The organism is Ruegeria sp. AP7 (assembly GCF_056539905.1).
The window spans coordinates 33,065-53,357 of record NZ_JBQFVT010000001.1; the positions used below are offsets into that span (position 1 = coordinate 33,065).

A 20,293-nucleotide genomic window follows, 5' to 3' on the forward strand; every position below is an offset into this window, starting at 1 on the left:
CCATGAATGAAATCTATTTAGAAAGTTCATTACCCAAGCGCACGCGTATTGCAATGGCTCATCAATGCGGCGCTCCGGTGTCACTGATGGCCGCTTGCTTTTCTTCTGCCGATAGGCGCGATAGACCGTTGGTATGACATTGAAATTCTCCAGTCTGGCACAGCTTTACAGCCACGAGTTTGATACGGTCATTGACGTGCGAAGCCCAGCTGAGTTCGCCGAGGATCACATGCCCGGCGCCATCAACCTTCCCGTTCTGAACGATGAAGAGCGTGCGCGGGTTGGCACCATGTATGTCCAGCAAAGCCCGTTTCTGGCCCGCAAGTTGGGTGCGGCACTGGTGTTTCGCAATGCCGCGGGTCACATTGAGAACCGACTTAGCCACCATGAGGGAGACTGGAAACCCTTGGTTTATTGCTGGCGTGGTGGTCAGCGATCCGGGTCCTTCGGCTGGATGCTGCAACAGATTGGCTGGCGTGCCGAGGTGGTTGAAGGCGGATACCGGTCCTACCGCCGGATGGTGAAGCAATATCTTTATGATGATGCGCTGCCCTATCGGCTAGTCGCGCTGGACGGATACACCGGGACGGCCAAAACTGACCTGCTGGCGCACTTGCGGACACTAGGTGTTCAGGTGGTTGATCTGGAAGGGTTGGCCAATCACCGAGGATCATTGTTGGGCGAAATGCCCGGCGGCCAACCCAGTCAGAAAGCGTTTGAATCCGCTTTGACCGAAGCTCTGGTTGAATTGGACGAGACGCGGCCCATAGTGGTTGAGGCGGAATCGTCGAAAATCGGAAGCCTGATCTTGCCACCCAGCCTTTGGTCTGCCCTGTGTTCGGCACCTAGAATTCAAATCAATGCGCCGATCGAGGCGCGCACGGCTTATCTGGTTTCGGCCTATGACGACATCTTGTCAGATAGAGAAAGGCTACGAGACCGATTGTCACCGCTGCGGCTTCATCGTGGCCATGATATTGTCGATGGTTGGTTGGATTTGATTGACGCGGGGGACAAAAGGGCTCTGACTCAGGCACTGATGGAGCAGCACTATGATCCAGCTTACGCCAAATCCCGTAAAGCACAACACGCTGAGGTAATCGCCCAGATTGATGCCTCGTCACTTGATGGCAAGGGGTTGTCCGCGACAGCGGAACAGATCGTAAGGATACTCGATCAGTTGTGAACGTGCAGGCCCGGTGTCGTGTTCAGGTGGCCGATCAGAGCAGCAGGATAGCCGACGGCCTGCAGTTGGGCACATAGATGTTCAGCCTCCTCGGATGCAACAGCTGCCAACAGGCCTCCGGCTGTTTGGGGGTCGAACAACAGGTCAGCTTTGCCTCCGGTTGGAAGTTCAGGTGTTATGGCGCGGTTATCGGCGTAGATTGTGGATCGGATGCCCTGATCACTTAGTTCAACTGCACCTTTCATAACCGGGACCTGCGCCAGAGACAGGGTCGCGCCACATCCCGAAGCCTCACACATGCCCTGCAGGTGACCTGCCAGACCGAATCCTGTGACGTCGGTCATCGCGTGGGCGCCTCTTAAGATGTGGGATGCCTCGCCTTGCGGCTGAATCAAGTGCTCGAAAGCGGAAACGACCCAATCTCCTTTTGCTTGCCCGGCCATTTCAGCGGCCATCAACACACCGCTGCCTAGTGGCTTTGTCAGGATCAAGGCATCACCGGATTTCGCACCGCCTAGCGTGATGGGTTCGGCTTCGCAAAGACCTGTCAACGTGAAGCCAATGGTCAATTCATCACCCATCGAACTGTGCCCGCCGACAATTTCAGCACCGGCCTGATGCATGACGGTGCTGGCAATCTGCATGATCTCGGCCATCGTGCGTTGCTGGAGTTCAGCGGACATGTGGGGCAGGATGATTGTGGCCGTCGCGGCCTGTGGCTGCGCGCCCATCGCCCAAACATCACCAAGTGCGTGAACGGCGGCAATCCGGGTCATCAATGTCGGATCATTGGTGAAGCTGCGCAGATGATCCGAAGTTATAACCTGTCGTACACCACCGGTCTTCAGCAATGCCGCGTCGTCGCCGGGCAGGTGAGTGATGTCAGGCTTTTCAAGCCGCGGCAGTTCGGCCAGCGCGGTTTGCAGCGCTCTTCGACCGATTTTGGCACCGCATCCACCGCACATCGGCTTTTCTCCCAGTGCCTCTTGCATCCCAGCAGTGTGATACCGAGGCAGAGGGGGGGCGGGCATTTGGGGCAGTTTACGAAATCTGTTCATGAAACGCTGATCGATGCGGTTCTTCCACTTCCACATGAGCGGTCCGCTGAACGAGGTTCCCAATCGTTCGGCCAGCGCAGATTTTTGGCCAAGCGAGATGAGCTTCAGGTAATCCTTTTGAGGGGCATACCGCCTCATCTTCCCGGCACCCAGCGCCGCGCGCAGATTGTCATACAAGATCGGTGCCTCGCGCACCGCGTATACCCCGGCTTTGGGACGCGGGTTATCTGAGAGGTGCGCACAATCACCGGCGGCAAAGATCGCAGGATCGCTGGATTGCAGGAACGCGTTCACCTGGATAAAGCCATCTTGAAGCGCGAGGCTGCTGTTGGAAAGCCAATCATATGGCCGTGCGCCTGCCGCTCCGGTGATGAATTCGGCAGCGACCTGATGACCGTCTGACAGATCAATTCGCTCCTTTGAAATTTGTTGAATGGAAGCGTGCTCAAGAACCTCGATCCCTAATTGCTTCATGGCCTGACGGATGGTTGCTGAGGCTTTTGGAACTGTTGCGGACAGGGCGGTTGCATTATCGATCAAAGTGAGCTTTGCCGTGCGCCCCTTGGCACGCAGGGCATGGGCCATTGCCATGACCAATTCAGCACCGGCAACACCGCCACCGATCACCGCGACCGAGGCGGGGCCTGTCTTTGAAAGATACTCCTCCCATTGTGCGGCGAAGCGGCCAAGGGGTTTGGCGGGGACCGCATGGTCAGAAAACCCAGGCAAGGCAGGCATATCTGACGTGATCCCCACGTTGACCGAGGCGACATCAAACTCCACCGGCTCGCGTCCGGGAACATGGATTTGACGTCTGTCCGGATCGATCCCCTCAACTGTGCCCAATATTACCCGAGCCCCTGCGTAGCGGGCGAGACGGACCAGATCGATATCAAGTTCCCAACGCTGATAATGGCCAGCAACAAAGCCCGGCAACATTCCCGAATAGGGCGCGGTCGGGCCGGGATTGATCACCGTAACACGTGCGCCCGGCAACGGGTTCATCCCCCATTTGCGTAGCAGTAGCGCATGGGTGTGACCCCCGCCAATCAGAACCAGATCGCGGGTCAGGGGCAGCGGTGGAGTGTGCATTGTAACTAGTTCGCGCTGTGGTCCGGGACGTCTTCAACCTGCTCAACGGCGTGGGTGGCCCAAAGCTCATCCTCGCCCGCATCAGGCAAATCACTGGGCTTTTCATGTCGATGAATGTGCCATTTGGCAATGAACAGGGCCGTGATCGGTGCCGTCAGGAAAAGGAACAGCGTAATCAACAGCTCATGCAGTGAAAGTTTGCCCTCAAGCAGTACTGAATGTGCGATCGAAGCCAGGAGTACACCTCCCACACCCAGCGTTGTCGCTTTGGTTGGTGCGTGCAATCGCGACATCGGGTCTTTCAGCTTAATCATTCCAAAGGAGCCGACAAAGCCGAATATGCCCGAGACGATCAGGAAGAAGGCAATGAGCAGTTCGAAGATGAATGTCATGCCGCCCTCACTCGATGATGTTGCCGCGCAGCATGAAGCGCGCGTAGGCCACGGTTGAGACAAAGCCAAGCATGGCGATGATCATCGCGGCCTCAAAGAAAATCTCGGTTTCGATGCTCAGCCCATACAGTATCAGCAATGCGATGGTGTTGATCACCATAGTATCCAGTGCCAGTACACGGGTGCCCACGCCATCTGCAGTGATGATCCGCCAAAGGCACATCATGATCGCCGCTCCGAAACAGGCGAATGCAAAATATATCGCATATTCGATCATTCGAAAATCTCCTTAAGGCGGCGCTCGTAGCGGCTTTTGATCTGGTCGCGCACTTCCTGGGGGTTTGGCGCATCCAAGCAGTGTACCAGCAGATTGTGCCCTTGCGCGGACAGATCACAGCTAACGGTACCGGGTGTCATGGTGATAGTTCCAGCAAGTACTGTGATCGCTTCTGGCGTACGCAGTTCGAGCGGGACACAAACGAAACCAGGTTGGCGGTCGGCATCCTTTTTAAACAGGATAATTCGAGCGACTGCGATATTGGCCATCACGATATCCCACAGCACGACCAGCATGTACTCCACGACCATTGGCCAATTGCGCAGCTTGGGACGGTCAGGCCAATAGGGTTGCGTGATGAACGGAATAATGATCCCCAGCAACAGTCCGAATACAAGCGAGTTCAGCGACGGCGAATTCGCCAGTAAAATCCAGACGATCGTCAGAAGTACGGTCAGATGAGGGTGGGGGAATATCCGGTGTAGCAGCTTAATCATTCTTCCCTCCCCAGCACAGCCGAGATGTAGTTCTCGGGGGTAAACAACTGTTCTGCGGTTTTACTGGTGTACTGCAGTGCCGGGCCAGCAAATAGTGTGAGCAGTACCAGACCAAGAACCGCGCCAAAGACTGAGGTAAACGCAAGGGCTGCGTGTGGTTCAGGCGCAATTGCGGTGGCAACTGGTTCTTCTTCGGAATCTGGTTCAGTTGGCGGGATTGCCTGTACGTCGTGGCACTTCCAGAAAATGAGCGTGCCGGCACGGGCCAGTCCGACAATGGTCACGAATGATCCGATCAAGATCACAGCCCAGACCGCATTGGCATCCGGCGCCCCGCGCGAGGCGTCAAGAACAAGCAATTTGCCGATGAAACCGGATAGTGGGGGCATTCCTGCCATCGCAATTGCACCAACAAAGAAGAGGGCCGAGATCAGCCCGGTTTGCGGCATCGGTGCAGTTGGCGTGATGGCACCTCCACGACGTTCCATCACCATATCCGCCACTAGGAACAGCAAAGCGGTCGCCAGAGTCGAATGGAAGACATAATATAGGGCTGCCGCCGTTGCGACCTCGCTGAATAGTGAGATAGCGATGAGCAATGTTCCCATCGAAGTAATGGCGCAGAAGGCAACCATCCGTGCGATATGCTGTGAGCCCAGAATGCCTACGGCACCAACCGCCAAGGTGACCAATGCTGCAGGTTGCAACCACGCACCAACCAGGCCTTCGGTTGCGGCAACGTCCGGCCCGAAGACCAGAGTATACACCCGCAGGATAGAGTAGGCCCCAACCTTTGTCATGATTGCAAACAGGGCGGCCACAGGTAGCGGCGCATTGGCATAACTTGCAGGAAGCCAGAAATGCAGCGGCAGCACGGCAGCCTTGATACAGAACACCAACAGCAGCAGAACGGCCCCAACCCGTAGCAGGGCGGTATCCTCGGGTGGAATTTCTGCGACCCGAACAGCCAGATCAGCCATGTTGAGCGTGCCGGTGACGGCGTAGATAGTTCCAAGCGCAAACAGGAAAAGGGTAGAACCCAGCAGGTTGTAGGTGACGTATTGCACCCCTGCCTTCAGCCGGACCGCTCCGCCTCCGTGTGTCATGAGCCCGTAGGAAGCGATCAGAAGGACCTCGAAAAACACAAAAAGGTTAAAGGCGTCCCCGGTCAGAAAGGCCCCGCAAACGCCCATGAGCTGGAAATGGAAAAGGGCGTGGAAATGCTTGCCCCTATCATCCCACCCTGATCCGATGGCGTAAAGAACGATGGGCAGGGCCAGCAACGCCGTAAGCAGCACCATCATGGCCGACATCCGGTCCAATACCAGCACGATGCCGAATGGCGCAGGCCAATCGCCCAGCTCATAGACCTGGATTTCCCCGGTTGTGGCTTGCGCTGTGATGGTCAGTGCGATCCCCAGCAGCCCGACTACCCCCGCGACCGAGAATATGCGTTGCAAATCCAGATGATATCGCAGGACCATGATGATGAACGGGGCCAGGATCGCGGGCAGGACGATCGGCGCAACGATCCAGTGGTTCATGCGTCTTCTCCCGGTGCATCCACGCTGTCGCTCGCACTCATGTCAATATGGTCATCCTTCGAGGACAGATAGGCAGACAGGGCGATCATCACGATCACCGCGGTCATTCCGAACGAGATCACGATTGCCGTCAGAACCAGCGCTTGCGGCAGCGGATCGGTATAGGGCACATCTTCGTATTTGTTCAGAACGGCCGGGGCGTCCAGCGCCAAACGTCCTGTGGCGAACAGGAATACGTTCACGGCATAGGTGATCAGAGACAGGCCCAGAATAACCGGGAAGGTTCGGCGGCGCAGGATCAGGAAAATCCCGGCGGCGGTCATCACACCTACGGCAGAGGCTACGAGCGCTTCCATCAGGCCTGCTCCTTCTCATTTTCATCTTCCGGAGGATTGTCCCGCAACGGATTGATATCCATCGGGAATTCCTGCGCCATGCCCGGCTGCCAGGCGAACCGCGACAGGCTGTCGAGCGCCAGCATCACCGCCCCCAATACGGCGAGGAACACTCCGGTATCGAACAGAATTGCCGTGGCCCATTCGAACTCTTCCAGAGGTGGCCAGTGGATATAACCGAAATCACTTGTCAGGAACGGGCGCTCATTAAACCACGCGCCCAAACCGGTTGCGGCGGCAATCAGGACGCCCCAGCCGATCGTGCCGTGGTAATAGAACCGTTGCCGTTCGATGGCCCATGTGTATCCGCTGGCCATGTATTGCATCAGATATGCGATGGCGACGATGAGGCCTGCGATAAAGCCACCTCCGGGCTGGTTATGGCCACGGAAGAAGATGTAGGCACCAACCATCAAGGCAATTGGCATCATTACCCGTGTGGCGACAACCATCATCAGAGGATGCGAGTCACCTGACTGCGGCCAGTGCGGTTTGCGGTTCAGCAAATAGCCGCGCACGTTGGTGCTCAGAACCGCTTCGGTCAGGGCAAAGATGATCAGGGCGGCAATACCCAGCACGATGATCTCGCCAAACGTATCAAATCCCCGGAAGTCGACGAGGATTACGTTCACCACATTGGTGCCGCCACCGCCTTTGTAGGAATTCGCAAGATGGAAATCTGAAATCGTCGGAAAGGCGAAATCCCGCATCATCAGCGCGTAGATCAACGCGCCCGAGCCGATCCCGGCAACAACCGAAATCGCTGCATCGCGCCAGCGCCGTGCGGCGCTGCTGTCCCAAGGCGTTTCGGTGGGCAGGAAGTTCAGCGACAGCAACAACAGGATCATGGTTACAACTTCAACTGAAATCTGCGTCAGTGCCAGATCGGGGGCCGAGAGATAGTTGAACGCCATGGATACGATCAGACCGACAACCCCAATCAACACCAGTGAGAGCAGGCGGTTGCGGTGAAACCACATGATGGCAAGTGTCGCCGCGACAAGGCAAATCCAACCGATGATGGGAATGATCTGGGCCGGGAGCGGCACCCTGGTTTCTATGCCTATCGTGCCAGTTGCAAAGGCGTAGTAACCGATGCCGACCGTGAAGGCGATCAGGATGATGGCATAGCGGCTGATCACGCCGTTGTGCAGCTCATCCGTGATCCACTGGCTAAGGCGGGTCAACACGCTGATGACTGCTTCGAAGATCACCTTGGCCTCGGGGCGGGGCAGGGCATTCCAGATCTGCTCACCCCTGCGATGCAGGGACAGCAGGAATAAACCACCCAGTGTTGCTACCGCTGACATGTAAAGCGCGGGCGTGAAACCATGCCACAGTTTCAGCGAATAATAGGGCAGCTTCTCACCACCAATCACGGCGCTGGAGACAACCGCGACCAGAGGGCCGACGATCGCCGCGGAATAGAGGCCAATAAGGACCACCAGAACCACAAGGAACGCAGGCGCCAGCCACAACCCGATAGGGGGGTCATGCGGGTGAGCTGGATAATCTTTGCGTTCAGCCCCCAGGAAAACATGCGCGACAAAGCGGAAGGAATAAGCGGCAGAGAACAGCGCGGCCAATAGCGCCAAACCGGGAACCAGATAATGCGAGTTCAGCCAGGTTGTGTGCACCGTCTCTTCCAGCATCATCTCTTTCGACAAGAAACCATTTAGCGGAGGCAGACCAGCCATCGACAGCGCTGCAATGGTACCGATCGTAAAGGTGATCGGCATCAGGTGACGCAATCCACCCAAGCGCTTGATGTCTCGTGTGCCGGTTTCGTGGTCAATGATACCAGCGGTCATGAACAGAGCGGCCTTGAATGTAGCGTGGTTGATGATGTGGAAGATGGCTGCCACAGCCGCGATCTTGGTGCCAAAACCCAGCAGCATGGTCACCAATCCAAGGTGTGAGACTGTCGAAAATGCAAGCAGTGCCTTGAGATCGTCCTTGAACAGCGCAATCACTGCACCCAGCAGCATGGTGATCAGCCCGGTGGTGGCGACGATGTAGAACCACGCATCCGTCCCAGCCAGAACCGGCCACATCCGGGCCATCAAGAACAGACCGGCTTTTACCATCGTGGCAGAGTGCAGATAGGCTGAAACTGGTGTCGGTGCAGCCATGGCGTGCGGTAGCCAGAAATGAAACGGGAATTGTGCCGACTTGGTGAAACAGCCCAGCAGTATCAGGATCAGCGCGGGCAGGTAGTAGGGCGACGCCTGTATCAGTTCTTTATTCTGCAGGATGACGCTTAGATCGTAGGAGCCAACGATGTTGCCCAGGATCAGCATCCCGGCGATCATCGCCAGCCCGCCTAAGCCGGTGACAGCCAGCGCCATCCGGGCACCTTGCCGCCCTTCGGGCAGATGCCTCCAATAGCCGATCAAAAGGAATGAGCTTAGGGACGTAAGTTCCCAGAAAATAAGAAGAAGTAATATGTTGTCAGACAGAACGATACCGACCATCGCGCCCTGAAACAACAGTAGATAGGTATAGAACTGCCCCATCGGATCTTCGCGTGACAGGTAAAACCGCGCATACAGGATTATCAGCAAGCCGATCCCTAAGATCAGCAGCGCGAACAGAAAACCCAGCCCGTCGAGCATGAAATTCGCGTTCAGCCCCAGCCCCGGTATCCAGTCAAATCGCGCAGTCACCACCTCGCCGCGCATGACGCTGGGAATATGGATCAATAGTCCCATCAGGGCGAGGAATGTGGTCAGCCCTGCCGCGGAAGCTGCTGCGTTTCGTCCTGCCCGGATCAAGAGGGCTGGAAAAACAGCTCCGAGGAAGGGAAGGGCCGCGATAAGGAATAGGGACAAGTGCGATACTCCGGTCTGTGCGGTCAAGTTAGTCCTGATTTTGTAGGGAAAAATTCCGAACTGTCCAGAGATTGGGCTGTTTTTTCGAAGAGATTGACCATTGCAAAGTTGTTCGGGCGCGATGACGATATCTTGAACAACGCGCGCGAACTGGGGCGCGAAAAGGTGGCGTGCTTGTGATATGACCCAAGTTTACATCAGGAGGCGCAATTTGGCAGAACACGCGATCAAAACCCGTCGATGGGTCTTGCTTGGAGCAGGAACGGTGATAGCCGGAGGCTTGGCGCTCCGGGAATACCGTTTGATTCCACAGGATTACGCAGGACATCAGATCGCGGTTTCCACGGCCCACCAGCACGTGCGGCAGGGGGATATTGTTCTGATCGACATCCGTACCCCTCGCGAATGGCGCGCAACGGGGATCGGTGAAGGTGCCCATCCGCTCGACATGCGACGCGAAGATTTTGTGCCCGTTTTGGATCAATTGCTCGAGGGCGATCGCACCGCGCCGGTGGCATTGATTTGCGCGCGTGGTGTACGTTCTGCCCGGTTAAGCAACCAACTGACTAAAGCGGGCTTCACCAATGTCATCGATGTGCCTGAGGGTATGCTGGGGTCGGCCGCCGGACCAGGTTGGGTTCGCGCGGGTCTGCCAGTCAATGATTACAAAGAGGATACGTAATGCGAGCGAGATTATGGCTGGCGTTCGGCCTTGCCTTCACGGGGGAAACCGCTCTGGCCGTTTGCGGTGATCAAGATGGGGTTTGCAAGACTGATGCAGGCGCGTATCAGATCGAGTTGCCGGCAGCTGACAATCCGCCGCTAGTCGTATTCATGCATGGCTACGGTGGCACGGGTACTGGGACACTCAAGAACAGGGCAATGGTCGATCCGCTCCTGAATCGCGGCTACGCCGTGATGGCCCCGGAAGGTTCCGAGCGGAATGGTCGTCAAAGCTGGAACTTCTTTCCTGGTTGGGACGGGCGTGACGAGGCCGATTTTTTGACCGAAGCCGTTCAGGATGCGGCCAAGCGGTTTGACGTAGACCCCGGTCGCGTGGTGCTAAGCGGTTTTTCAGCGGGCGCATTTATGGTTTATTACCTTGCCTGCGCAGCGCCGGAAACGTTCTCGGCCTATGCACCGGTTTCAGGCGGTTTCTGGAGGCCGCATCCGGAGACTTGCGAAGGACCGGTCCGTCTGTTTCACACCCACGGTTGGACAGACAATGTGGTTCCGTTGGAAGGGCGCATACTGGGCGGAGGTCGGTTCCATCAAGGTGATATCTTTGCCGGATTGGAGATCTGGCGCGTTGCCAATGAATGCGTCGATACCAAACCCAGCGGGTTTTCAACCACTGGCCAGTTCATGCGTCGGAACTGGATGGGATGCGCTGAAGGAAGCGCGCTGGAATTCGCGCTGTTTCCAGGTGGACATACAGTGCCCAAAGGTTGGGCCGATATGATGGTGGATTGGTACGAGGGCTTACCCGGCAGTTGATTACTCTGCTGGGGTGACTATGCCCTTGCCTTCGATCAGGTGCTTCAACTCATCACGATAGCGCCGTGCTGACCGGGTGATAGCAGGCTCGCTGACGTCTTCGCGCATCCCGACCATACGACGCGCAGCGCCCGCTGATACGCCGCTCAGCGCCGAAAGCGGGATTGCCAGCGCAAGACTGATCGCGATTGGGGCCAACCAAACTGAGACGAGACCAGCAAGAATACCAACGCTCAATGCCACACCGCTTACGGTTTCAAGCGCGTGACACAAGATCAAGGTCCGCAGCCCATAGCTGCCGCCATCACGGGCCTGCGGTGACCAGCCTTTTTGAATGCCCAGAGCAGTCCGGAAAACCGCGATCATCTGCTGCACCATCAAAATCGGAGCATAGAGAACTGATAAAACGACCTCGGACAGGAATGAAGTAAAGAACTTACGGGTGCCGCCGAAATCGGAATATCGTACGCCGCTGAGGGGCAGTGCGGCCACGCCCAGAACCTTGGGGGCCAGCAGCATTGCGTACATCACCAAAATGATCAGTACGTGGCGTGTTTCGGACATCTCAGGCCATTGCGGGAAAAGCGGATTATCGGGGCTGAAGTAATGCAGAACCGAGGCATCCTTGCCCTGGCCGATCAAAGCCCACATCACCAAAAGCGCAAACCATAGCGGCGACATCAGATATCCGACCGCACCGTGAAACATATGGAAGCGTGAGACCGCACGGAACCCCGTCGAACCAAGCAGTTTCAGGTGCTGCAGGTTGCCCTGACACCAACGGCGGTCGCGCATGGCGTGGTCGATTAGGGTGGGTGGTGTTTCTTCATACGATCCGCGAATGCGTGGCAAAAAGCGCACGGCCCATCCGGCGCGACGCAGCAGTCCGGCCTCGACGAAATCGTGGCTCATGATCAGCTTGTCCTGCCCATTGAGAGATTTCAGCTTCGGCAAGCCCGCGCTGGAGGCAAAAGCGCTTGTGCGGATGATGGCGTTATGGCCCCAGTAATTGCCTTCTTGCCCGCACCAGCGGGCCAGACCTTCGGCAAATGCGATACCATAGACACCATTGGCAAATTGCTGCATCCGGGCGAAAACCGACTGCGCGCCGATCAGCTGCGGATAGCTCTGGATCAGGCCTGCACCCGGATCACGCGCCAGCGCGTCGGTCAAACGGCTGATCGCGCGACCTGTCATCAAGCTGTCGGCATCCAGCACCAGCATCGCATCCCAATCCGCGCCCCAGCGGCTGACCCAATCGGCAATGTTCCCGACCTTGCGATCCGTGTTTGCAGGGCGACGGCGATAGTAAAGTTCCAAACCTGGTGCCAAGGTTGTGCGCAATGCCTCGACACTGGCCTGTTCTTGCACCGCAATTTCTGGATCGCGGGTATCGGATAGAATGAACATGGCATAATGGTGCTGACCGCCGCGTTGCTGCAGGTCTTCAAGCATTGTGCGAGCATTGCCCAGAACGTTCCAGGGCACCTCGTTGTAGACCGGCGTCAACAGCGCTACGCGCAGCGGCTGCGGTCGGCCCTCACGTTTGGGCTGCTCCTGACGGGACAGCGAAACCATGCCCAGCAACACGGTACAGACCGTGAATGAAATCCAGAAGAAGTTGAAAGAGATCAACGTTAGCAGGATACCTTCGACAAGGTTGATCCCTTCGGCGCTGAACCATTCAGACATGACCCAGAGCAGGCCCAACGTCGCGGCCATTGCTGGTGAAAAGGCCAGCGCACGCCAGAATCCGACTGATGGTCTCCGGCCGCCAGTCGGGGCCTGCGCATCGCGGAACCCCTGCGCAAAGTTCTGCGCGGGCATCGCCAGAGGGGCCTCGGGCGGCATGATATGAAGATCGCGGCTCATGAGGTCCAACGGTATAGCCAGACTTCAGAGGCCGGCTGTTTGTCTTTCAGCAATTGCGCGCGCAATTCGACATGGTTGCGATCACCAGGTTCAAACGAGAACGCCAGTCGCAATCCACCGGTATCAGGATTACGCTGCAACACCCCGTCCGATGTCTCAGCATGAGGCGAGTCGACAAAAACAGTCATCTCCTCGGGGTCGTCAAACAGATCGCTTGGTTCAAAGTCGATCACGGCCAACCGTCCTTCGCCAAAGGTATTATCGCCCATGGCCGTATTGATGACCCGCGCAACTGGTGTGCGCTGAGGCTCTTCGCCCCAGATCAGGCGATAGGAAATATCAACCTGGCTGCCTGCTGCGTACGGTTCCATCGGCCGCCAGTAGGCGACGATATTGTCATAGATTTCCTGATCTGCGGGTATTTCTACCAGCGTGACAGACCCCTTGCCCCAGTCCCCATTGGGCTCGACCCACAGGCTGGGGCGCTTGTGATAGTTGGCCTCAAGATCAGCGTAGTCTGAGAATTCGCGCTTACGCTGCATCAGGCCAAAGCCACGTGGATTCATATCCACAAAGGAGGCGATCTGCAGGCGGGTTGGATTGGCCAATGGCCGCCATAGGACTTCGCCCGCACCATTCCGGATCAGCAACCCGTCGCTGTCGTGAACTGCGGGGCGAAAATCATCGAACCGGCTGTGATTGGTCTGATCGAACAGGAACATGGATGTGCCTGGTGCGATGCCGACATGGGACAGTTCGGTGCGTGGAAACAGCGTTGCGCTGACGTCCATGATGGTGTCGTCACCTGGCGTGATTTCAAACCGGTACGCACCACTGACGCTGGGGCTGTCCATCAGGGCGTGGACCACCATGTTCCGCTGTCCCGATGCAGGCTTTTCGAGCCAGAAGCGAATGAAATCGGGAAATTCCTCCCCATCGGGATCGCCGGTTTTCAGCGCCAAACCGCGTGCTGACAAACCATATGCTTCGTGCAAACCGATCGCGCGGAAATAGCTGGCACCCTGAAAGACGCAGAACTCGTCGGTTAACCCGGGCCGATGCATCTCGGCACGCAGGCGGAACCCCGAAAAGCCCAGTGTTTCATCTGCAGGCAAAGAGGGAACGTCTTCGCTTTTTGTGAACATGTCCAGATCAAAGGCAACAGGTGTCACATGACCATGGTCGACGGTTGAAATTTGCACTGCGCGAGGGAAGTAAAGTCCGGGTGCGAAGAAATCGACTTCGAACGGTGACTTGGTGTTGTACCAAAGGCCTTTTTCCAACTGGAACCGGATCGAGCGATATTGCTCATAGTTCAGATCCTGCCATTCTTGCGGCACCATCTTTCGTTCTACATAAGGTCGGCTTGCCAGATCGCGCGCCATTTCGATAACTGTGTTGCGGTCAAAGACGACCTTACCGCCGGTCGCATGAGCTGCCGGAGCGAGGATCAATGCCGTTGATGAGGCGAGGAAAGCGCGGCGTGTAAAATTCATTTCTTAGTCTTCCAAGGGTGTGACTTAAACCACGCGGCCAGATAGGCCACGCCGATGATCATGGCAAAGCCAATCATGTTGGCGACAAAGACACTGGCAACATCCCGCCCACTCAGGTCCAATCCGACGCCGATAAGTCGTGCTGCAGCCATGGAAAATACAAAGACCGCAAGCGACTGTTGCCCGACTTTGGTGATGACACTCAGCAGGAACTGCCAAACCCTCGCTGCGGCTCCCTGACCGGTGGCGATCAGGCGATGGCCATGCTCACCGGCAACAACCCAGCCCAGATAGGCCAGTGAGAGGAAATGCAAATATCGGAAAAGGCCAAAGTCTGTCTTGTTGCGGAACTCTTTGGTTACTGGCCAGACTTTGCGGATTTCATCGGCCAGATCGGGTGCTGCAGCATTTATCCAGGTAAAAACCTTCCACGAACCGAACGGCATCGAGAAGATCAGGAATAATGAGGCCGCCCAGATCAACGTTTTTGAAACCGGCGGGGCGGGAATCCAGCCGCGCATGAACGCGAAGCCAGTGAAGAACAGCAATTGCCAGCCAAACGGGTTGAAGAACCATTGCCGGTCCGACCAGGGCTCTGCAGGCAGATCAAGGTAATCGTATTGCGCGATCAGCCAGATCGTGACCGATGCCAGCGCGACTGCCCAGAATCCGACGCGATAGAGCCCCATGAACAGCGGCATCATCGCAAGCACCACCAGATACATCGGTAGGATGTCAAAATAGTTGGGCACATAGGTCAGAGTGAACAGTCCCACGATCTGCGGTGCAGGGTCATTGAAGAAATGCTGCAGGTTCAGCGACGAGATATAGTTTTTCTCGAACAGCCCGCTTTGGTTCAGCGCTGCCATGGTCATAGCGACGAAGAAAAACAGACAAATATGGGCCCAATAGACCTGCCAGATACGGAACGAGACGCGCGCGGTGCCCAACAACCAGCCCTTGCGCATGAACGCTCCGCCAAAGGCGATGGCCGAGGCCATGCCGGAGCAGAAAACAAAGATTTCGGTTGCATCCGAAAACCCGAACCGGGCGGGAATCCACTTAGCCCAAGGATCGTTAGGGATATGGGCAATCAGTATGATGAACATCGCGATCCCGCGATAGAAATCGAGGCGCGGGTCGCGCGTGCGGGCAGGGGCAGCGCTTTGAGACGCCACCGGAGCAAAATCAGAAGCGGGCGATGCAGTCGCCATACGGTTTCTGTCCTTCTTGGTCTTTTTTGTTGTTCTTATTCGGCGGGGACGCTTTGTGCGTCGCCATTGTCGCGTGCGGCCTCGATCAATGCGCGGCGGGCGAGGGCATAGTTGTCTTCGCCACCGGAGCGCTTGGCGCGGCGGTCGTCAAGAATGCGCTCGACAGCATCCAGACGGCCGGCGCGCAGGCCTGAATCAATTGTGATGCGCTCGAATACATCACGTTGGGCGTGGCTGCCACCAGCCAGCTGCATTCCACCACGTGCGTCTGACAAAAAGTCAAAGGCTTGGCCATAGAGGCCTTCGCCAAAGGCCTCAAGCCCCTTGGCCGCAGCGACGCCGGGATCAGACATGCGGATCGGCGTATCGCCCTGGTTACGCTGGGCATCGCTCTGGATGCGGTGCAGTATTTTGCTGGTCGCATCCGAACGGTTGTCGCCAGTCAGGGCCAGCAAGTAATGCAGGTCGGCAAAGATCAGGCAGCCGTCTTCGGTTCGGGCAGCGCTGAGATCGGCCAGTTCTTCCCAGCGGTTGCCGACATCCACCCCTTCAAGCTCTAGCCGGGACAGCAGCGAAGTCGCATTCGAGATATCGCGGTAATCGTCGGTCTTGTCCTGACGGATGTGGTGATCATACAAAGCCATCACTTGATCGACCTGACCCAGATCCAGATGCATCAGCGCCTTGTGCCACCACACATGATAGCGGAAATTGTTGCAATGCGCCCAGGCATCCTCGCGCCCCGCAAGCCAGTCAAGGCCCAACTGAGCATTTCCCGTCATCTCATGCACATGCGCGACGGCGTGCAATCCCCAAGCATCGTCGGAAACCATCCAAAGAGCCTGACGCCCGGCGATCTCAGCTTTCTCATAGGCACCCGTTTCCTCAAGAGCAAATGAATGGCAGCCCAGCAGATATCCACGCCCGGCGTGGTCGGGTTCGTAAGCGGGCATCACGCGCTCAATCGAACGGCGCATACCTTGCGAATCTCCCAAAACGAACCGAGTGGCGTGGCTGAGTTTCATCGCCAGGGTGTCCGTGGGGTGCGCCCGAAGGATCTCTTCGAATTTCTGTATCGCTTGCGTGGGGAGGTCAGCCATATACATCGCCAGTGCCTCGACATACAGCTTTTCACGGTCCAAAACCGGCTGACGCTCCATCGCTGCATTGGCTGCGGTCAGCGCTTCGGCCGCGACCGCGATCATCTCGCGGCGACCCAGCAGGACCATGAACAGACCTTTGATCGCGTGACCCAGGGCAAAGTCCGGCTCAAGCTCCAGCACCTTGCCCAGATGCTGCGGCGTTACGGCTGCGTGCGCCATGAACCCAAGGAGAACACCATCCCACGCCTCGACGCTTGCGGGCTGGGTCAGGGTGTTCATCTGTCCAAAGACGTCTTGTTTCATGCTCGGGTCCAATCTGATTGCGGCATTCTATAGTGTTTGATGTAACAGAGTGTGCCGCGGGGTCGTAACAGTATCGACCCTGCTCTCGAATTGGTGAAAACGCGTGTGTGGAAAACGCGAAAAAAACCGCCGATTCAAGGGCATGTTTCAGCAACTTGCCGCCTAATCAGGCAGAGTGTTTCAATCTTCGAAGGGATTTTCTGCGTTTAGAACAGCTTGTGTGTCAGCGCCACAGACTGGAGGTGCACTGCGATATGTTACAGGTGTACGGGACAGGTTCAGAGGGTTTCCGATCAATTGCACCTCACCGGGGTCGGCTTGCATGGTGACCTGCATCTGCCGGGCAGCAACTTGATCAGAGGCAAAGACCTGATCAAGTGTTTGCACAGGACCAACCGGTACTTTCAGTTCTTCCAGTCCTGCAATAACGCGGCTGGTATCCAGCGCCTGTACGGCAGGGCGAAGGATTGCATTCAATGCGTCACGATTTTCAAGACGGGCAGGATTGGTGGCAAATCGCGGATCGTCAGCAAGCTCTGGGTGTTGGATGAAACTGCAGAATCTTTTGAACTGGCTGTCGTTTCCGACCGCAAGAATCACGTGCCCGTCGCTGGTTGCATATACGTCGTAAGGGACAATGTTTGGATGCCCGTTGCCGCGCCGTTGAGGCACATTGCCCGAGGTCAGGTAGTTCACCCCCTCATTGATCAGCCAAGCCACTTGCGAATCGACTAGCGCAAGGTCGACTTGCTGGCCCTCATCAGTCAGATCGCGATGTCGCAGAGCGGCCAGAATACCGACGCAGGCATACATGCCGCACATCACATCGGCGATGCCAACACCCACCTTCATTGGTGCGCCTTCGGGATCTCCAGTCAGTGACATAACCCCGCCATAGCCTTGTGCCATCAGGTCATAACCGGGTTTCGATGCGTTCGGACCGGTCTGCCCGTAACCCGAGATCGAGCAATAGACGAGGCTGGGAAACTCTTTGGACAGGGTGGCGTAGTCGAGCCCGTATTTCGCCAGTCCGCCTGGCTTGAAGTTCTCGATCAGGATATCCGCATGAGACGCCAGCCGCCGGATTTCCGCTTGTCCTTCCGCCGAGGCGATATCCAAAGCGACCGATTTCTTGTTTCGATTGGATGACATGAAATAGGCGCTCAGATCCGAGCGGTTGCCATCCGCATCTTCGACGTAGGGAGGGCCCCATTGCCGCGTGTCGTCACCTCCGGTCGCGGGGTTTTCGATCTTGATGACGGTGGCTCCCAAATCACCCAGCAGTTGCGTGCAGGTCGGACCAGCCAGAATGCGCGACAGATCCAGTACCTTGACGCCCTTCAGGGGTCCTTCAGATGCGGCCATCATATCCTCCACGGTCGATTTCCGCAGCAATGACAGTGAATTTGTCGGCTTTCAACGCCTGATCCAGCGCTGCCCGCAATTCGTCGCGGTTGCGCACCGTATGACCGTACCCGCCAAAGGCGCGCCCCATGGCGGCAAAGTCATGGCGGTCGAAATCGACACCTCGATTGCCCATCTGGCGTTGGCGTTGCTTCAATTCGATCAGGGCAAGGCTGGCATCGACAAACACAAGAAAGATCGGGTTTCCGCCCATTTCAGCGGCAGTCGAAAGCTCTCCGGCGACCATCAGAAACCCGGCGTCGCCCGAGAAGCTGATCACGGGGCGGTCCGGTTCAGTCAGTTTCAGTCCAATCGCCATAGGGACAGCGCACCCCATTGTGCAAAGCGCCGAAGACTGGATCAGCCCGCGCTCCTCTGAACACCCCCACATCTGGCTGAGCAGAATGCGATGGGCGCCACTGTCGGCGGTGGCGAGTGTCTCAGTTGGTAGCACTGCACGGGTTTCCGCGATGATCGCCGCCGGTCCCCAGTCTTCATCGGTTGGGAAGGCTTCTGCCAGTGCTGTCTTGACTTGATCCGGTTCACCATTCGGCCAAGTCTGGCGGGCAGGGTTGCCCTTGGCGATGGCCTCAAGTGTTGCGCTGGTGTCCGCCACCAAATTTAATCCGGCCTGATGCATATAGTGATCGTTCACTACAGCAGCAATGTCGATCACTCGCTTGTCTTCCGGGTCCCAAATCTCGCGCCAACCAGGGCGCATTTCTATGGGGTCATAGCCCAGGCACAGTACCAGATCAGCCTGTTCTACCAGCGGAACCAGAATCTTGTCGGCCAGCGGCGAAAGACCCGCCCCACCCAGACACAGCGGATGATCCTCGGGCACCACCCCCTTGGCCTTATAGGTCGTGACGAAGGGAATGTTGAAATGCTCCAAAAACGCCCGCACGACACAGCGCGAGTCGTCGTAGAGAATATCGAGACCAATGATCGCCAAGGGGCGTTCGGCCTCGGCCACCCAACAGCGAGCCTTTTCCAGACATTCAGCGCCAGGTGCGACGGGTGCGATTTTCGCGAGACGACGGCGTTTAACCCCCGATACACGCGTATCGGCCACCGAGATTGGCACATCGATGTGCACCGGACCGGGGCGCGGCTGGTTCGCAAGCGATACCGCCTTGTCGGCGATGATATCGGCCCCGTCAGCAGTTAGCATGAAAGTGCCCTTGGTGATCGAGCGGTAGACTTGCGAGTGATCCATCACCTGATGAGTGTAGGTCAGCGCTTCGTCCGCATCGACGCATCCGGTCAGTACGATCATCGGAACGCGATCCTGCAATGCGTTCGCGACCACGTTGATCCCATTCATTGCGCCCGGGCCAAGCGTGGCCACCAGAATCGCAGGTGCACCATCGCGATGATGAACGGCTTCGGCCATGAAACCGGCTGCGTTTTCATGTTTGGTCAGATGAAAGGTGATACCTGCGCTTTCCAGCGCATCCACCAATGTCAGAACCTCGCCACCGGGCATTCCGAACGCGTGGCGGCATCCGGCCTCGAAAAGACGTTGTGCCAACAGATCCGCAGCGCGCGGGGATAGGTCCTGCATCAATCAAGCTCCGACAAGTTTATCTTTCAGCAGATTGCGGAGGACGCGCCCGGACGCAAGCAGCTTCACGTCAGTGTGACTATTTGACGGCGCTTTCCGCCACGGCCTGAAACGTTTCGTCTAATTCGGCAGCAATCTCGCGCAGCGCCTCACCGCCTTTATCCGCATATGGGGCGAACACAAAACTTGGCGTTTTATAGGATAGGGTCGCAGTGCCATCCTTGTTCTCGGTCACGTAGAAACGGATGGGCGCTTCGATCATCGCATTCGTCGAGGTTTCAAGGACCCGAACTGCGTAGTCGTTGTTGAATGCGCCGATCACCCGATTGCCCGGAATGGTAATGCCGCGCGATGCCGCTGCTTTGGTCGGCCCAGCTTGTGTCACAACGATCAGACCGTTTTCCTTTACCGCGGCCTTTGTGTCTTCCACGAGGCTCACATAGCTTTTTCCGCTGGAGTAGACCGCCCATCCGGCAAGAGGTTCGATGCCGTCGGCCCAAGCAGGCATCGACAGCAGGCAGATCGCAGCAGAAAGCACCCTCATGTTCTATCCCTTCCTGTTGAT

General features: G+C 57.0%; 17 protein-coding genes. 3 read left to right on the plus strand and 14 right to left on the minus strand.

The window, feature by feature from the left end; all coding sequences use genetic code 11:
- Positions 1–133: 133 nt before the first annotated feature.
- Positions 134–1,186 carry a tRNA 2-selenouridine(34) synthase MnmH gene (gene mnmH / locus ACR0KN_RS00165; protein WP_480650508.1) on the plus strand — a complete coding sequence of 351 codons (1,053 nt, stop codon included), beginning with the start codon at positions 134–136 and terminating at the stop codon, positions 1,184–1,186.
- Here mnmH and selD read toward each other — a convergent pair.
- Genes selD through ACR0KN_RS00200 form a run of 7 tightly spaced genes read right to left on the minus strand, consistent with a single transcriptional unit; the run spans position 1,177 to position 9,272 of the window.
- A complete protein-coding gene (selD, locus tag ACR0KN_RS00170) occupies positions 1,177–3,336 on the minus strand; it encodes a selenide, water dikinase SelD (protein ID WP_480650510.1) in 2,160 nt (719 codons plus the stop codon). The two genes, mnmH and selD, sit on opposite strands and share 10 nt — an antisense overlap.
- A 5-nt stretch (positions 3,337–3,341) precedes the next feature.
- Positions 3,342–3,728, minus strand: coding sequence for a Na+/H+ antiporter subunit G (locus tag ACR0KN_RS00175; protein ID WP_010438925.1), 387 nt, complete (start codon positions 3,726–3,728; stop codon positions 3,342–3,344).
- A gap of 7 nt (positions 3,729–3,735) precedes the next feature.
- Complete coding sequence (locus tag ACR0KN_RS00180) at positions 3,736–4,005, minus strand: K+/H+ antiporter subunit F (protein ID WP_010438928.1); 270 nt, start codon at positions 4,003–4,005, stop codon at positions 3,736–3,738.
- On the minus strand, positions 4,002–4,499 hold the full coding sequence (locus ACR0KN_RS00185; RefSeq protein WP_480651738.1) for a Na+/H+ antiporter subunit E: 498 nt from the start codon (positions 4,497–4,499) through the stop codon (positions 4,002–4,004). Before ACR0KN_RS00185 ends, ACR0KN_RS00180 begins: the two co-directional genes overlap by 4 nt.
- The gene (locus ACR0KN_RS00190; protein WP_480650513.1) at positions 4,499–6,046 is read right to left on the minus strand and encodes a monovalent cation/H+ antiporter subunit D; all 1,548 of its coding nucleotides are present in this window, start codon (positions 6,044–6,046) and stop codon (positions 4,499–4,501) included. Before ACR0KN_RS00190 ends, ACR0KN_RS00185 begins: the two co-directional genes overlap by 1 nt.
- The gene (locus ACR0KN_RS00195; RefSeq protein WP_010438934.1) at positions 6,043–6,402 is read right to left on the minus strand and encodes a Na+/H+ antiporter subunit C; all 360 of its coding nucleotides are present in this window, start codon (positions 6,400–6,402) and stop codon (positions 6,043–6,045) included. Before ACR0KN_RS00195 ends, ACR0KN_RS00190 begins: the two co-directional genes overlap by 4 nt.
- Positions 6,402–9,272, minus strand: coding sequence for a monovalent cation/H+ antiporter subunit A (locus ACR0KN_RS00200; RefSeq protein WP_480650515.1), 2,871 nt, complete (start codon positions 9,270–9,272; stop codon positions 6,402–6,404). Before ACR0KN_RS00200 ends, ACR0KN_RS00195 begins: the two co-directional genes overlap by 1 nt.
- Before the next feature lie 211 nt (positions 9,273–9,483).
- Between ACR0KN_RS00200 and ACR0KN_RS00205 the strand changes: the two genes are divergently transcribed.
- Both ACR0KN_RS00205 and ACR0KN_RS00210 read left to right on the plus strand, forming a co-directional pair.
- Positions 9,484–9,954 (plus strand): rhodanese-like domain-containing protein, encoded by a 471-nt coding sequence (locus ACR0KN_RS00205; protein WP_480650517.1) that lies wholly within the window; start codon positions 9,484–9,486, stop codon positions 9,952–9,954.
- Entirely contained in the window at positions 9,954–10,769 is an 816-nt protein-coding gene (locus tag ACR0KN_RS00210) for a CE1 family esterase (protein ID WP_480650519.1), read from the plus strand. The genes ACR0KN_RS00205 and ACR0KN_RS00210 overlap by 1 nt, the downstream gene beginning before the upstream one ends.
- Here ACR0KN_RS00210 and mdoH read toward each other — a convergent pair whose 3' ends face one another.
- The 7 genes from mdoH to ACR0KN_RS00245 all read right to left on the minus strand — a co-directional run bounded on the left by mdoH (position 10,770) and on the right by ACR0KN_RS00245 (position 20,272).
- The gene (gene mdoH, locus ACR0KN_RS00215) at positions 10,770–12,641 is read right to left on the minus strand and encodes a glucans biosynthesis glucosyltransferase MdoH (RefSeq protein WP_480650521.1); all 1,872 of its coding nucleotides are present in this window, start codon (positions 12,639–12,641) and stop codon (positions 10,770–10,772) included. It lies immediately after the preceding gene.
- The gene (locus tag ACR0KN_RS00220) at positions 12,638–14,137 is read right to left on the minus strand and encodes an OpgD/OpgG family glucan biosynthesis protein (protein ID WP_480650523.1); all 1,500 of its coding nucleotides are present in this window, start codon (positions 14,135–14,137) and stop codon (positions 12,638–12,640) included. Before ACR0KN_RS00220 ends, mdoH begins: the two co-directional genes overlap by 4 nt.
- The gene (locus tag ACR0KN_RS00225; protein ID WP_480650525.1) at positions 14,134–15,351 is read right to left on the minus strand and encodes an OpgC family protein; all 1,218 of its coding nucleotides are present in this window, start codon (positions 15,349–15,351) and stop codon (positions 14,134–14,136) included. The genes ACR0KN_RS00220 and ACR0KN_RS00225 overlap by 4 nt, the downstream gene beginning before the upstream one ends.
- A 35-nt stretch (positions 15,352–15,386) precedes the next feature.
- Complete coding sequence (locus ACR0KN_RS00230) at positions 15,387–16,757, minus strand: tetratricopeptide repeat protein (RefSeq protein WP_480650527.1); 1,371 nt, start codon at positions 16,755–16,757, stop codon at positions 15,387–15,389.
- A gap of 180 nt (positions 16,758–16,937) precedes the next feature.
- Positions 16,938–18,122 carry a CaiB/BaiF CoA transferase family protein gene (locus tag ACR0KN_RS00235; RefSeq protein ID WP_480650529.1) on the minus strand — a complete coding sequence of 395 codons (1,185 nt, stop codon included), beginning with the start codon at positions 18,120–18,122 and terminating at the stop codon, positions 16,938–16,940.
- Positions 18,109–19,728 (minus strand): thiamine pyrophosphate-binding protein, encoded by a 1,620-nt coding sequence (locus ACR0KN_RS00240; protein WP_480650531.1) that lies wholly within the window; start codon positions 19,726–19,728, stop codon positions 18,109–18,111. Before ACR0KN_RS00240 ends, ACR0KN_RS00235 begins: the two co-directional genes overlap by 14 nt.
- Before the next feature lie 79 nt (positions 19,729–19,807).
- A complete protein-coding gene (locus tag ACR0KN_RS00245) occupies positions 19,808–20,272 on the minus strand; it encodes a DUF302 domain-containing protein (protein WP_480650533.1) in 465 nt (154 codons plus the stop codon).
- Positions 20,273–20,293 lie beyond the last annotated feature (21 nt).